General features: G+C 54.6%; 14 protein-coding genes. All 14 read left to right on the forward strand.

Annotation, left to right across the window (positions count from 1 at the left end):
• Nucleotides 1-65 precede the first annotated feature (65 nt).
• The 14 genes from nuoI to V9K67_RS06310 all read left to right on the forward strand — a co-directional run bounded on the left by nuoI (nucleotide 66) and on the right by V9K67_RS06310 (nucleotide 14,192).
• Complete coding sequence (gene nuoI, locus V9K67_RS06245; protein WP_336720862.1) at nucleotides 66-614, forward strand: NADH-quinone oxidoreductase subunit NuoI; 549 nt, start codon at nucleotides 66-68, stop codon at nucleotides 612-614.
• A gap of 23 nt (nucleotides 615-637) precedes the next feature.
• Nucleotides 638-1,132, forward strand: coding sequence for an NADH-quinone oxidoreductase subunit J family protein (locus V9K67_RS06250; protein WP_336720863.1), 495 nt, complete (start codon nucleotides 638-640; stop codon nucleotides 1,130-1,132).
• Nucleotide 1,133: 1 nt separating this feature from the next.
• The gene (locus V9K67_RS06255) at nucleotides 1,134-1,721 is read left to right on the forward strand and encodes a hypothetical protein (RefSeq protein WP_336720865.1); all 588 of its coding nucleotides are present in this window, start codon (nucleotides 1,134-1,136) and stop codon (nucleotides 1,719-1,721) included.
• A gap of 1 nt (nucleotide 1,722) precedes the next feature.
• On the forward strand, nucleotides 1,723-2,052 hold the full coding sequence (gene nuoK, locus V9K67_RS06260) for an NADH-quinone oxidoreductase subunit NuoK (protein WP_336720866.1): 330 nt from the start codon (nucleotides 1,723-1,725) through the stop codon (nucleotides 2,050-2,052).
• A 48-nt stretch (nucleotides 2,053-2,100) separates the two neighbouring features.
• A complete protein-coding gene (nuoL, locus tag V9K67_RS06265; protein WP_336720868.1) occupies nucleotides 2,101-3,981 on the forward strand; it encodes an NADH-quinone oxidoreductase subunit L in 1,881 nt (626 codons plus the stop codon).
• 51 nt (nucleotides 3,982-4,032) lie between these two features.
• On the forward strand, nucleotides 4,033-5,511 hold the full coding sequence (locus V9K67_RS06270) for a complex I subunit 4 family protein (protein ID WP_336720869.1): 1,479 nt from the start codon (nucleotides 4,033-4,035) through the stop codon (nucleotides 5,509-5,511).
• Nucleotides 5,512-5,579: 68 nt separating this feature from the next.
• The gene (locus V9K67_RS06275) at nucleotides 5,580-6,944 is read left to right on the forward strand and encodes an NADH-quinone oxidoreductase subunit N (protein WP_336720870.1); all 1,365 of its coding nucleotides are present in this window, start codon (nucleotides 5,580-5,582) and stop codon (nucleotides 6,942-6,944) included.
• A gap of 161 nt (nucleotides 6,945-7,105) precedes the next feature.
• Nucleotides 7,106-8,383 carry an ABC transporter permease gene (locus V9K67_RS06280; RefSeq protein ID WP_336720872.1) on the forward strand — a complete coding sequence of 426 codons (1,278 nt, stop codon included), beginning with the start codon at nucleotides 7,106-7,108 and terminating at the stop codon, nucleotides 8,381-8,383.
• A 366-nt stretch (nucleotides 8,384-8,749) separates the two neighbouring features.
• Nucleotides 8,750-9,475: a MotA/TolQ/ExbB proton channel family protein gene (locus tag V9K67_RS06285; RefSeq protein ID WP_336720874.1), complete on the forward strand. Its 726-nt coding sequence runs from the start codon at nucleotides 8,750-8,752 to the stop codon at nucleotides 9,473-9,475.
• 68 nt (nucleotides 9,476-9,543) lie between these two features.
• Nucleotides 9,544-10,197 carry an ExbD/TolR family protein gene (locus tag V9K67_RS06290; protein WP_336720875.1) on the forward strand — a complete coding sequence of 218 codons (654 nt, stop codon included), beginning with the start codon at nucleotides 9,544-9,546 and terminating at the stop codon, nucleotides 10,195-10,197.
• A gap of 37 nt (nucleotides 10,198-10,234) precedes the next feature.
• Nucleotides 10,235-10,813 carry an ExbD/TolR family protein gene (locus tag V9K67_RS06295; RefSeq protein ID WP_336720876.1) on the forward strand — a complete coding sequence of 193 codons (579 nt, stop codon included), beginning with the start codon at nucleotides 10,235-10,237 and terminating at the stop codon, nucleotides 10,811-10,813.
• A gap of 50 nt (nucleotides 10,814-10,863) precedes the next feature.
• Nucleotides 10,864-11,709 carry an energy transducer TonB gene (locus V9K67_RS06300; RefSeq protein ID WP_336720877.1) on the forward strand — a complete coding sequence of 282 codons (846 nt, stop codon included), beginning with the start codon at nucleotides 10,864-10,866 and terminating at the stop codon, nucleotides 11,707-11,709.
• 593 nt (nucleotides 11,710-12,302) lie between these two features.
• Nucleotides 12,303-13,688, forward strand: a complete 1,386-nt coding sequence (gene mnmE, locus V9K67_RS06305; protein WP_336720879.1) for a tRNA uridine-5-carboxymethylaminomethyl(34) synthesis GTPase MnmE — start codon at nucleotides 12,303-12,305, stop codon at nucleotides 13,686-13,688.
• 75 nt (nucleotides 13,689-13,763) lie between these two features.
• Nucleotides 13,764-14,192, forward strand: coding sequence for a DUF1810 domain-containing protein (locus V9K67_RS06310; RefSeq protein WP_336720880.1), 429 nt, complete (start codon nucleotides 13,764-13,766; stop codon nucleotides 14,190-14,192).
• Nucleotides 14,193-14,356 lie beyond the last annotated feature (164 nt).

Below are 14,356 nucleotides of genomic sequence, written 5' to 3' on the forward strand. Positions count from 1 at the left end.
CGGGCAAAGCGAAAACGGCTAAATTTGCGGCGTTTCGAAAAAGCCTGGTTTTAAATACATTCCGGATGCAAGCATTAACACAAAGAGGAAAACAGGTGGACCGCCGTCCGATGACGGTGCTGGAAAAGCTGTACCTGCCGGCGATCTTCAAAGGCATGGGTATCACCTTCAGTCACCTCTTCAAAAAAAGACCGACCATCAGCTACCCCGAGCAGACCCGCCCGTTTTCGGCCGTGTTCCGCGGGGTGCATATCCTGAACCGTGACGAAGAAGGACGCGAGCGCTGCACCGCCTGCGGCCTGTGCGCCGTGGCCTGCCCGGCCGAGGCCATCACCATGGAGGCCGCCGAGCGCCAGACCGGCGAAGAGCACCTGTACCGCGAGGAGAAGTATGCCGCCAAGTACGAGATCAACCTGCTGCGCTGCATCTTCTGCGGCCTGTGCGAAGAGGCCTGTCCCAAGGACGCCATCTACCTGTCGCAGACCTTTGCCCAGGCCAACTACGGCCGCGAGGGCTTTATCTATAAGAAACAAGATTTACTCATTCCAAACCCGGTAACCCATCCCGAGGAGTATGCCAAGGCCAAAGGCACCCTGGGAAAGGAAACGAAATAACGGAACCAATTGCAAGCAAACGCATGGGGATCACACAACTACTTTTCTGGACACTCTCGATCATATCGGTTTTCAGCGCCCTGATGGTCATTACCAGCAAGCACCCGGTTTACAGCGTGCTGTGGCTGATCATCACCTTCTTTACCATCTCGGGCCATTATATCCTGCTCAATGCGCAGTTCCTGGCGGTGGTGAACATCATCGTGTACGCCGGCGCCATCATGGTACTGTTCCTGTTCGTGATCATGCTCATGAACCTGAGCAAGGATACCGAGCCCCAAAAGAGCAAGTGGCTCAAGCTGGCCGGCGCAACGGCGGGCGGCTGCCTGCTGCTGGTGCTGGTGGCGGGCCTGCGCCAGGCCGAAGGCCGCATGACCGAGCTGGGAACCGGCGACATCGGCCTCATCCAGAACCTGGGCAAGGTGCTTTTTAGCGAATACGTGGTGCCGTTCGAAATTTCCAGCGTGCTGTTTTTAAGCGCCATGGTCGGAGCGGTAGTCATAGGTAAAAAGAATTAACATGAAAAAGCTCTTTGTATCCCTCCTCGTCCTCTTCTGCTCCTTTATCAGCGCCGGCGTCCAGGCCCAGGAAATCGACCTGAAGGCCCTGGAAAAACTGGACCTGAAGCAACTGTTCGGCAAAAAGCTGACGGTGAAAAAAGGCTTTAGCCCCGACTTTTACCTGGGCAACGTGAAGATCGCTTCGATCGATGCCGTGGAAAAGATCCTGGGTTTTAAAAAGAGTCCCGAGATCAACAAGTTGTTCCGCACCTTCAAGACCGGCCGCACCGTGTACCGGGTTGCCTCCTATACCGGGGCCGCCATCACCGTTTACGGGGCCGTGCGCGGCGCCATCAACAACGCGAAGGATTCGTCTTCCGCTTCCACCAAAGATGCCGCCCTTACCGCCGTGTATGCCGGCCTCAGCTCCGTGGCCACCGGCGTGCTGGTAAAAATGCTGACCAAGGGCGCCTCCTATAAAGCCGTGGACCTGTTCGGCGGCGCCGTCAGGAAAAAGCTGGGGGATATTTTCAAGGTCGATATCGGCCTGGCCCCGCAATACAACGGAACCACCGGACTGAAGGCCGGACTAAAAATAGCCCTTTAATATGCCTATTAACTATTACATATTTCTATCCATTGCCCTGTTCGTTATCGGGATCATCGGTGTGCTGACCCGCCGCAATGCCATCATCATCTTCATGTGCATTGAGCTGATGCTGAATGCCGTGAACCTGCTGCTGGTCGCTTTTTCCAAAATGCACCACCTGGCCGGGGCCGCACAGAACCCCCAGGCGGGCAGCGACGGGCAGTTGTTCGTGTTCTTTATTATGGTGGTGGCGGCAGCCGAAGTGAGCGTGGGCCTGGCCATTATTGTGATGATGTTCCGCAATACCCACTCCATCGACGTGAACTTCCTGAACCGCCTGAAACACTAAGCGCCCTAATACAAAACAAAAACCGCCGCCGAGGCGGAATCGAGATCTATGAGCAATCTGATAGCACTTATTCCACTGCTCCCCTTTATAGGATTCGTCATCAATGGCCTGGGCCGGAACCAGTTGTCCAAGGGCCTGTCGGGCCTCATCGGGAGCGGTGCCGTCCTGGGCTCTTTTTTGATCAGCCTGCTGATCTTTTTCCAAAAGAGCTATTCGGCCAGCCCGATCGAGTACTTCACCTTCTTTTCCGTAGGTGCGCTGAAAGTGCCCTTCGCCTTTTTGGTGGACCAGCTGACGACCCTGTTCCTGCTGATCATCACCGGCGTGGGCTTCCTCATCCACGTGTATTCCACGGCCTACATGCACGAGGAGAAGCGCGAGCACTTTGCCCGCTACTTCGCGTACCTGAACCTGTTCGTGTTTTCGATGCTGCTGCTGGTGATGGGCGCCAACTACGTGATTATGTTCATCGGCTGGGAAGGCGTAGGGCTGTGTTCGTACCTGCTGATCGGCTACTGGTTCAAGAACATCAATTACACCAAGGCGGCCAACAAGGCCTTTATCATGAACCGCATCGGTGACCTGGGTTTCCTGCTGGCGCTGTTCTGGCTGATCACCAAGCTGGGCACCGTTTCGTACGGCGAGGTATTTACCGCCGCCAGCCTGGCGAAGCTGTCCGCCGCCGACATCACCGGCATCACGATGCTGCTGTTTGTAGGCGCCACCGGCAAGAGCGCCCAGATCCCGCTCTACACCTGGCTGCCCGACGCCATGGCCGGTCCCACCCCCGTATCGGCCCTGATCCACGCCGCCACCATGGTGACCGCGGGTATTTATATGATCGCCCGCAGCAACGCCCTGTTCTCCCTGGCGCCTACTACGTTGAACGTCGTGGCCATCATCGGTGCCGCTACGGCCCTGCTGGCCGCTACCATCGCGGTACGGCAGAACGATATCAAAAAGGTGCTGGCGTATTCCACCGTCAGTCAGCTGGGCTACATGTTCCTGGCCCTGGGCAGCGGCGCCTACGTAGCCGCCGTCTTCCACGTGATGACGCACGCCTTCTTCAAAGCTCTTTTGTTCCTGGGCTCCGGCAGCGTCATCCACGCCATGAGCGGCGAGCAGGACATCCGCTTCATGGGCGGGCTGCAGCACAAGCTGAAAACGACCTACTGGACCTTCCTGGTGGGCTGCCTGGCCATTGCCGGCGTGCCGCCTTTTTCGGGTTTCTTTTCCAAGGACGCCATCCTGCTGAGTGCCTTCCAGCACAATAAAGCCCTGTACGTGATCGGCCTGATCACCGCGGCGCTGACCGCCTTTTACATGTTCCGCCTGCTGTTCGTGACCTTCTTCGGCGCCTTCCGCGGCGACGAGGAGCAGCGTCACCACGTGCACGAAAGCCCGGCGCCCATGACCATTCCCCTGGTCGTGCTGGCGGTGCTGTCGGCCATCGGCGGTTTTGTAGGCGTGCCCGAGGTATTCATGCATGGCGGCGAGAAGCTCACCGAGTTCCTGGCACCCGTGATCCCGGTTGCCGAAGGCCACCATATTTCGCACGCCACCGAGATCGGCCTGATGGCGCTGACCACCGGCATCGCCCTGGTGGCCATCATTGCCGCCTGGGTACGCTACCGCAAGTACCGCGAGGAGCAGCCTTCGGCTGTGGGTAAGCTGCTGCAGAACAAATGGTATGTGGACGAACTGTACGACGCCATCGTGGTGAAACCGGTAAACAAGCTGGGTGCCGTATCGAATAAGTATGTGGAAAAATCGGGCATCGACTGGCTGGTGAACGGCGTGGGCCGCCTGGTGAACTACGGCGGCCGCCAGCTGCGCTGGCTGCAAAGCGGCCAGGTCGGCAGCTACGTCCTGCTGATGGTCGTCAGCATGCTGATGTTCTTCGTGCTCCAGTTCTTTTTGAAGAAGTAGGAGGGACGTTTTCCAATTCGTATCATTCGTTCAATTCCTCTAATTCGTATTATGATTGTTTTATTACTGATATTGATTCCTTTAATCGGCGGACTGGTGTCCTTTTCGCTGAAAGACGCCCAGGCCGCCCGGGGCTGGGCCCTGTTGGTGTCGCTGTTGACCCTGGCGGTAGCCCTCTGGGGGCTGGCTATGCCCGATGCGGCGCCCTCCCTGCGGTTCTCCGCCGGCTGGATGTCCACCCTGGGCAGCAGCTTTACCCTGGAGCTGGACGGCCTGTCGCACCTGCTGTGCCTGCTGACCGCCGTTTCCTACCCCATCATCTTTATCGCCACCTGGAAGACCGACTACCGGCGGGCGCACAACTTTTTCGCCCTCATGCTGCTGACCCAGGCCGGCATGATCGGCGTGTTCACCGCCATGGACGCCCTCCTGTTTTACTTCTTCTGGGAGCTGGCGCTGATCCCGGTTTACTTCCTCTGCTCGCAATGGGGCGGGGAAAAACGCATCGCGGTGACCTTTAAATTCTTTATCTACACCTTTACCGGTTCGGTGCTGATGCTGATCGGCCTGCTGTACCTCTACGCGCTGACGCCGGATCGTTCCTTCGCCCTCAGCTCGTTCTACGCCCTGAACCTGCCGGCTTCCACCCAGACCTGGCTGTTCTGGCTGCTGTTCGTGGCCTTCGCGGTAAAGATGCCCGTATTTCCGTTCCATACCTGGCAGCCCGACACGTATGAGCAGTCGCCCACGGCCACCACGATGGTGCTGAGCGGCATCATGGTGAAGATGGGCGTATTCGGCGTGCTCCGCTGGGTAGTGCCGGTGCTCCCGATCGCCACCTACCAGTGGGGCGACGTAGTAATGACGATGTCGGTGATCGGCATCCTGTATGCTTCGGTGATCGCCATCCAGCAGGACGACCTCAAGCGCCTGATCGCTTATTCCTCCATTGCCCACGTGGGCCTGATGGTGGCGGCGATTTTTGCCGAAAACAAAAGCGGCCTGCAGGGCGTGATGATGCAGATGTTCAACCACGGCATCAACATCATCGGCCTGTGGATCGTGGTGGAGCTGATCGAGCGCCAGTTCGGCACCCGCAAGCTGTCCGAGCTGGGCGGCCTGGCCCAGAAGGCGCCGGCCCTGGCCATCATGCTGGTGATCGTGGCCTTCGCCAATATTTCCCTGCCGCTGACCAATGCCTTTGTGGGCGAGTTCCTGATGTTCAACGGCATCTTCAGCTCCACGGCCACCCAGTACAACATCCTGTTCGCCACCCTGGCGGGCATCAGCATTATCCTGGCGGCGGTGTACACCCTGCGGATGGTGCAGAAAGTATTTTATGGCGAGACCAACGCGCTGACCGCTGCCGCCACCGATATCCACCGCAACGAGAAGGCCGCCCTGGCCCTCATCATCGCGATGATCCTGGTGTTCGGCATCTACCCGCAGCCCCTGCTGAACCTGACCGAAGGATTCGTGGACGGCGTGCTGAAGGAAGCGGCTTACAGCGACCTGATTATTAAGAAATAAGGCTTCCCCAGCGGGAGGCCGGGCCGGCGGACCCGGTCCAATGATGATAAATTTCAGATGAAATCAATATGAACGCATTAATCTTATCGGCTGTCTCGGGTGTCCTCATGATGTTCAGCGGCCTGTTTTTAAACAGCAGAAGCTCGGTACGCAACCTGGCCCATGTGCTGTTGCTGCTGGTGATTGTCGCCAATATCCTGGAGCTGAAGGGCATCCATTTCTTTCCCATCGACCTGAAGAACATGATGCGGTTCGATCCCTTCGCCCTGCTGTTCACCCTGGTGGCTTCCGTAAGCACGCTGGCCTTCTTCCTGCTGTCGTCCCGCGACATGGAGCGGGTAGGGGTGAGCTACAGCGAGTATTTTGCGCTGATCTTCTTTATCCTTTGCGGCGTGGGCCTGGCGGCTTCGTTCACCTCCCTGCTGCTGCTGTTCCTGGGCATCGAGATCATTTCCATCCCGCTCTACATCCTCACCGGCAGTGAAAAGAATAACCTCAAAAGCAACGAGGCCGCCCTCAAGTACTTCCTGATGGGATCCTTTTCCACCGGCCTGATGCTGATGGGCATTGCCCTGGTCTACGGGGCTTCCGGCTCGTTCTTTACCACCAACATCCAGATGATGCAGCCCAACGTGCTGATGATCACCGGGCTGATGATGCTGCTCTTCGCCCTCGCTTTCAAGGTGTCGGCGGCACCCTTTCACTTCTGGACGCCCGACGTATACGACGGGGCACCTACGGTATTTACTTCCTTCATGGCCACGGTGGTCAAGGCGGCCGGCTTTATTGCCTTCATGCGGTTGTTCAATGAAGCCTTTGCCAACATCCGCCCCGAGTGGAAGCTGCTGGTAGGCATCATCACCGTCCTGACGCTCTTTATCGGCAACATCACCGCCGTGTTCCAGCAAAGCGTCAAACGCATGCTGGCGTATTCGAGCATTTCGCAGGCCGGCTTTATGATGCTGGCGGTGTATTCGCTCAATTCCGACGCCCAGGAAGGCCTGGTGCTGTACGCAGCCGCCTACTCTTTGGCCACTATCGGCATCTTTGCCGTGCTGATCAAGATGAAGGACCAGACCTTCGAGGGCTTTAACGGCTTTGCCCGGCAGCAGCCCCTGATCGCCGCGGTCCTGACCATCTTCGTGCTGTCGCTGGCCGGCATCCCGCTGACCGCCGGCTTCCTGTCCAAGTTCTACATGCTGCGGGCCACCATCGCCGCCGGCAGCCTGTGGCTGGCGCTCTTTGCCGTGCTGATGGCCGCCGTGAGCGTTTATTACTATTTCCGCCTTATCCAGGCCATGTACTTCCGCGAAGGCGATGCCCGGGCATTCGACGTCACTTCGGGCTTTAAATATACCTTGGTGGGCCTGGCGGCCGTGACGATCCTTTTGGGTCTGTTCCCCGGTATTTTGACGTATTGGCTTTATTTTTAACATTTATGGTTCGTGGATTGTAACGGGTGAAACTGCCCGCAAAGGGCATTTTATTAGTACAACCACTTAATTGAAGGAGAAACTCTGCAGTAAAAGCAACCCTAAACCGCGAACACAAACGATAAACCATAAAGGTTCACTATTTTAGTGAACCTTTTTTTATGCAGACCCTGGACGTCTTCTCGCTTGCCTTCCGATCCGTCCGCAGCAACAGGCTGCGTTCGGGCATCACCGTCGCCATTATCGCCTTCGGCATTATGGCACTGGTAGGCATTGTAACGGCGATCCAGGCCATGAACCAAAAGTTGACGGAAAGCTTCTCCACAATGGGGGCAAACGGGTTCAGCATCCGTTATAAAGAAAGAAGCTTTAGGATGGGAGGGAACAACAGCCTCAGCCTGAAAGTGGCGCGGAAGAGCGCCCGCAAGCAGAAGCAGTCCAGCCTGGGAAGGCTGGTCACCAAAGACGAGGCCCGGGAGTTTGTAAACCGGTACCGCTTCCCTGCCCTGGCCGGCATTTCCGTAATGGCGACAAAGTCGGCCATCGTCACGGCCGGCGGCCGGAAAACCAATCCCAATGTATTCCTGTTCGGGGGCGACGAGCACTACCTGGCGCTGAATGGCTTTGAGGTGGAGCGGGGCCGCAACTTTACCCGGCAGGAGGTGCTGGCCGGCGGCAGCGTCTGCATCGTGGGGCCGGACGTGGCGAAGAAGCTTTTTCCGGACCGGCCGGAACGGGCCGTCAACAGCACCCTCCGCATCAACGGCCGTCCCTACCGCGTCATCGGCCTGCTGGCCTCCCGGGGCGCCACCTTTGGCTTCAGCCGCGACAACCTGGTGCTGACCAGCTACAACAACGTAGAACGAAATTTCGTCGCCACCGCCTCTTATGTCATCGGCATCCAGGCGCGGAATGTGAACCAGGTGGAGGAAGCCATGGGCGAGGCCGAGGGCCTGTTCCGGGGCATCCGCGGCCTCCAGGTCACCGAAGAAAGCAATTTTGTGCTCGACCGCAGCAACAGCGTGGCCGAGAAAGCCATGAACAGCCTGGGTTTCCTGACTATTTCGGCCACCATCATCGGCCTGATTACGGTGATCGGGGCGGCTATCGGCCTGATGAACATCATGCTGGTGTCGGTGACGGAGCGCACCCGCGAGGTGGGGCTGATCAAGGCCATCGGGGGCAAAAGCCGGGTAATCCGGCTGCAGTTCCTGGCGGAGGCGCTGATCATCAGCGTCCTGGGTGCCCTGTCGGGCATCCTGATGGGGATCGGGGTAGGCAATATCTTTTCCATGGTGCTGAACACGGGCTTCGTCGTGCCCTGGCGGTGGATCCTCTACGGGGTGGCCATCTGCTCGGCGGTGGGATTTCTGGCAGGGCTGTACCCGGCGGTAAAAGCGGGGAAATTAAGTCCCATAACGGCTTTGCGCTACGAATAGTTAACAGGTTTTTTTCAATAGAAGAAAAATATTAAGAAAAAGATTGAATAAATTCGCTTTCCGTTTTTGCAGAGGTGAATGTAGAAATGAGATTAAAAAAAATATGATGAAAATTTTGTTTTTCCTCATAACGTTTAACATTTTTTTTCCTTAGCATTGTGACCTTAAATTTTTAAACATAAACCTTTCATTTCGTAAAACTTAAAAATTACAGTCATGGTAGAAACAAGACCGTCTACAACAACTACAACACCATCAGCGAAGACAGCATCTACATCCGTGCAACCTAAAAAAGGCGGCAATGCCATTTCCTGGATTGCCCCGGTAGTTTGTATTGTAGCTGGTTATTGCATTTGGAGATTTTTGATGGGAGCTGAAACAGGCTTCAAACAACCCGATCCCGCCGGTGGCTTCTGGCCGCACCACGTAGGCCCCAAATCCGCCTTTAACGGTATTTATGAAGGGGGTATCATCGTTCCGATCCTGATTGGCATGTTCCTTATGGTAGTGGTATTCTCGATCGAGCGCTTCCTCACCATCAGCAAAGCCCTGGGTAAAGGTTCTATTGCCGACTTCATACGTCGCGTACAGTTCCAACTGGCCAACCGCAACGTGGATGCCGCTATTGCCGAGTGCGACAAACAACGCGGTTCCGTAGCCAACGTAATGAAAGCTGGTCTGCGCCGCTACAAAGAAATGATCGCCAACACCGAGCTGGATACCGATCAGAAAGTTCTGGCCATTCAGAAAGAAGTGGAAGAAGCTACCGCCCTGGAACTGCCCATGCTGCAGAAGAACCTGGTGTTCCTGTCTACGATTGTTTCCGTAGGTACACTGACCGCCCTGCTGGGTACTGTATTAGGTATGATCCGTTCGTTCTCCGCCCTGGGTGCTGAAGGTGGCGCCGGTGGTGCCTCTGCCCTGGCCGTAGGTATCTCTGAAGCCCTGTACAACACCGCCCTGGGTATCGGTACTTCCGCTGTGGCCCTGGTTATGTACAACATCTTCACCACTAAGATCGACAGCATCACGTACGGTATCGATGAGTCTGGTTTCACCCTGACCCAGTCTTTTGCTTCCATGTACAAATAATGTACGGAGCAGGAGTTATGGAAAACAGGATGTTATTGAATCTCAATCTTACCAAATTTTAAGTCAACATGCCAAGTGTAAAAATTCCCAGGAAAAGCACTGATACGGATATGACCCCGTTTGTGGACGTGGCGTTCCTTATCCTGAGCTTCTTCATCCTGGCGACCAAATTCAAACCACCGGCTCCCGTCGAGATCAAAACCCCGTATTCGGTTTCTACCAAGGAACTCCCGCAGAACGATGCGATCCTGGTAGAGTTGGACAAGGAAGGAAAAGTGTACTTTTCCATGCTTTCCGAAAACGACCCGCAGGTGAAATACGACGTGATCAAGAATCTGAACAATACAAGGAATCTTGGATTGACAGAGGCCGAAATGCAAAACTTTACGAAGTCGATTTCGATCGGCGTTCCGTTCCAGCAGTTAAAGCAGTTGCTTGCCCAACCGGCAGAGAACCATGCTTCCATCAAACAACCGGGGATTCCGGTTGCTGATACTGCCAACAACGAATTGTACTTCTGGATCCGTGACGCAGTGAGCGCCTTTTCCGGCCGCAAGATCAACTACCTGATCAAAGGTGACAACGATGCCAAGTATCCCAACTTTAAAAACGTTCTGGCAGCCTTCAAAAAGAACGACATTTTTAAATTCCAGTTGGTGACCTCGCCCGAAGAAGCCCCGATCGGTACGGACCTGTACAATACCCGTAAAGGTTTGAAATAGGAGTAAAAACGATTATTAACAACAAAATACTGACAACATGGCTTCATTAGATACTGGCGGTGGCGATAGTGGCCATAAGAAAGGCCCAGGCGTCAAAAAGGCCAAGAAGCTTTCCACCCGTGTGGACATGACACCGATGGTGGACCTGGGGTTCCTGCTGATCACCTTCTTTATCTTCACCTCTACCATGAGTACGCCCACTACCCTGGACTTATTCATGCCCAAGGATACCGATAAGAAGGAAGAGCAGAACAAAGCCAAGGAGTCGGGTGCCCTGACCATCCTGATGGGCGCCAAGGACAACGTATTTTATTACGAAGGCCAGCTGGCTCCGGATGCTTCCAACTTCAAAACCACGAACTTCAAGGGGATTCGCGATGTGATCATCAATAAAAAGAAGACCACGCCCGCCGATGACCTGGTGATTGTGATCAAGCCCAATGAAGAGGCGACCTACAAAAACACGGTGGACATGCTCGACGAGATGACCATCAACGAAGTGAAACGTTTTGCAATGGTGGATATTTTCCCGGATGAAAATAAATTAATTCATGCCACCCAGGGTACGCCCATGCCTGCGGAAACGCCGGCGGCCGCACCCGCACCTGCGCAGTAATGCTGGGTATGGAAAATAGACAGTACTGCATCTAACAACAAATATTCAAAATGGAAGCAAATAAGATTTTAAGTGCCGACATTCTCGACATCCTCTTTGAGGACCGGAATAAGGCTTACGGAGCCTACGAGCTGCGCAAGACGTACAACCGGCGCATCACTCTTGCTTTGCTGATCACTGCCGGGGTTGCACTGGCCATCTTTATTGCCGTGTTCGTGAACAGGGCACTGGAGGCCAACAAACCCGCCCAGCTGGAAGTAAAGGAAGTGGTGTTGGAAGACATCAAGCAGGAGAAAGAGGAGGAGGAGAAAAAACCTGAGCCCCCTCCGCCGCCTCCGCCGAAACAAGAACCCCCCAAGGTGGAAATGACCAAATTCACCCCGCCCCAGATCGTGAAGGACGAGGAAGTGAAGAAAGAAGACATTCCGCCGGAAATGGAAAAAGTGGAAGAAACCAAGATCGGCGTTATCAACCAGGAAGGTATTAAGGACGAAGGTCTGGCCGCTCCCCCGGTAGTGGATGCCGGTAAGGCGGTGGTGGAAGCCCCGAAGCCCGTGGAAGACGAATCCAAGGTATTCGAGAAGGTAGAAGTGGAAGCTGAATTCCCCGGTGGTACTTCGGCCTGGGCCCGCTACCTGAACCGCACCCTGAACGGTAGTGTTCCCGTGGACAACGGTGCACCGGAAGGATCTTACACTGTTATCGTTCAGTTCATTGTGGACAAGGCCGGTGCCATCAGCGATGTAAAGGCCCTGACCAACCACGGTTACGGTATGGAAGAAGAAGCCATCCGCGTAATCAAGAAAGGTCCGAAATGGACCCCGGCTATCCAGAACGGTCGCAACGTAAACGCGTACCGCAAGCAGCCGATCACCTTTGTAATTGCCGCGCAATAATAGTCTGACAATTTATAAAGTGTTTTATAGGCCCCTCGCTCTTCGCGGGGGGCTTTTTTGTTGGGAATTCTGCGGTGTTCCCGAGTTTAGTTCCTGAGTTTCTCAGTTCCTGAGTTCCTGGGTTAGCGTAACTCCGGAGGAAGGCATCCGGAGGATCAGAAGCTAAAAGCCTTATAGCGCCCTGTCTGCTCTATTGAAGGAAAGATCACGTATCCCGGAATTGTATTCCGGGTAAGTTCGGTTCACCCTTAGGCCCTTTTTGAAGCCACGATTTTGGCCAGGTGGCAGCCTGTTAGGCTGTCATTATGAGGACCCATTTCGGGGCAACAATTATAAACCCGGTGAAAACCTTTGAGACTGTCATTATAAGCGCAGCGAAGCATCCCGTCGGGAAAGGATAGCTGTTGCGGTTCGAAGGAATGGTTTCCAAAACCAGCCTAACCCCGAAAACAACTGGAATCCTAACCTTATGTTGGAGTGTTCCCAACACCAAAACAACTCGTGAACGCGTGAAGTTGTGAACGCTGGAACTGAACGCAGGAACTCAGGAACTTTGGAACTCAGGAACTTTTTTCGTCTAATTTTGGAACGTTATGAATTTGAAACTTTCCGGCTGGGACGATACGATCGTGGCATTGGCAACACCGCCCGGTGTGGGCGCCCTGGGCATTATACGACTGAGCGGCACTGCGGCCATCGAAGTGCTGAATAACCTGTTTCCTTCCAAGGATTTGGCCAAGCAGGCCTCCCATACCCTGCATGTAGGCTATTTAAAAAACGGCGAGCAGGTGCTGGATGAAGTGGTGATCTCGCTCTATAAAGCCCCTCGGTCGTACACCGGCGAGGATGTGGCCGAGATCAGCTGCCACGGCTCGCCTTTTATCCTGCAGCAGGTGATCGATGCCTGTATCCAGAAAGGCGCCCGCCTGGCCAAGGCCGGGGAATTTACGTTGCGCGCCTTTTTGAACGGCAAGCTGGACCTGACCCAGGCCGAGGCTGTGGCGGACCTGATCGTCAGCAATACCGCCGCTTCGCATAAAACCGCCCTGACCAATATCCGTGGCGGCTTTTCTTCGGCATTAAAAGACCTGCGGGAGCAGCTGATCCAGTTTTCCGCCCTTATCGAACTGGAGCTGGACTTTTCACAGGAAGACGTGGAATTCGCCGACCGTACCCGCCTGAATAACCTGGTGGTGGATGCCCTTTCCCAAACCGGCCGCCTGCTGCAATCCTTCAAGTTGGGGAACGTGATTAAGAACGGGGTAAGCGTGGCTATCATCGGCAAGCCCAATGCCGGCAAGTCCACCCTGCTGAATGCGTTGCTGAATGAAGACCGGGCCATTGTTTCCGATATTCCGGGCACTACCCGGGACACTATTGAGGAAGTGATCAACATCGACGGCATCCTGTTTCGCCTCATCGATACTGCCGGTATCCGCGAACATTCCACCGATGTCATTGAAACGGTAGGCATTGAAAAAAGCCTGCAAAAGATGAAGCAGGCCGATGTAGTGCTGTATTTATTCGACGTGAACGAAATGTCCAATGAGGAGCTGCGTTCCATTGCCGGGCAGCTGGAGCAGCAGGGCAGCAATTTTTTGCTGGTAGGCAACAAGGCGGATGCGGTGGACGAAAAGGAAGTGCGGGCCAAGTTTACCGACGTGGCCGGCATCATCTTTATTTCCGCTAAATCGCACCTGCACCTGGAAGTGCTGAAAGAGCGGATGGTGGATGTGGTGCTGCAGGAAAAGGTGCAGGCCGAAAACGTGATCGTTACCAATGCCCGTCACTACCATGCCCTACAACAGGTTCATTCTTCACTGAAAGATGTAGCCGAAGGCTTGGAAAACCGTTTGCCCGGAGATTTGTTGGCACTGGATATACGCCGTTGCCTTCAGTACTTGGGAGAGATTACGGGGGAGATTACAAATGATGATCAACTGGATTATATTTTCTCTAAGTTCTGTATCGGAAAGTAATGGGGCGCTCTCAAAATTTCTTTTACCAACACCATCACATTGACCAAAATATCGGGTATTTCAAATTCCTATCATATGTCAGAAAACAATTTGCAACGATTTCTAGATGCTCAGGATAAGCGTTATGCGATTGCCCTGGAAGAAGTGAAAAGCGGTCGGAAGCGTAGCCACTGGATGTGGTACGTCTTTCCTCAGATACAGGGTTTGAGCCTAAGTGAAACATCAAAATACTATGCGATCAAAGACAGCAGCGAAGCGGCTGCTTACCTGGACCACCCCTTGCTGGCCAGCCGGCTGGAGGAGATGAGCAACGCCTTGCTTCAATTGCCCGGTAGCGATGCCCACGCCATACTCGGCAGCCCGGATGATCAGAAGCTGCGCTCTTCCATGACTTTATTTTCCACTGTGCCCGGCGCCAGTCCGGTGTTTGTAGCCGTTTTGGAAAAGTTTTATGGAGGGGAGAAAGATCACAAAACCCTTGAGCTACTCCAAAGGCAGCATTGAAATACCGCCACCCATGCAAGAAGCATTTTTTTTACGCACACGAGCAACGGCGTATGTTTCGACGTCCTGAACGGTTTTAGCTTTATTCCAAGAAAGTGACTTTTTGCCGGAAATAATGGTTACAGATTCTTATCCGGCAAGGACAGATACTAGCCCGCCTGAGG

It is taken from the genome of Huijunlia imazamoxiresistens (genome assembly GCF_037132455.1).
GTDB lineage: Bacteria > Bacteroidota > Bacteroidia > Chitinophagales > Chitinophagaceae > Flavisolibacter > Flavisolibacter imazamoxiresistens.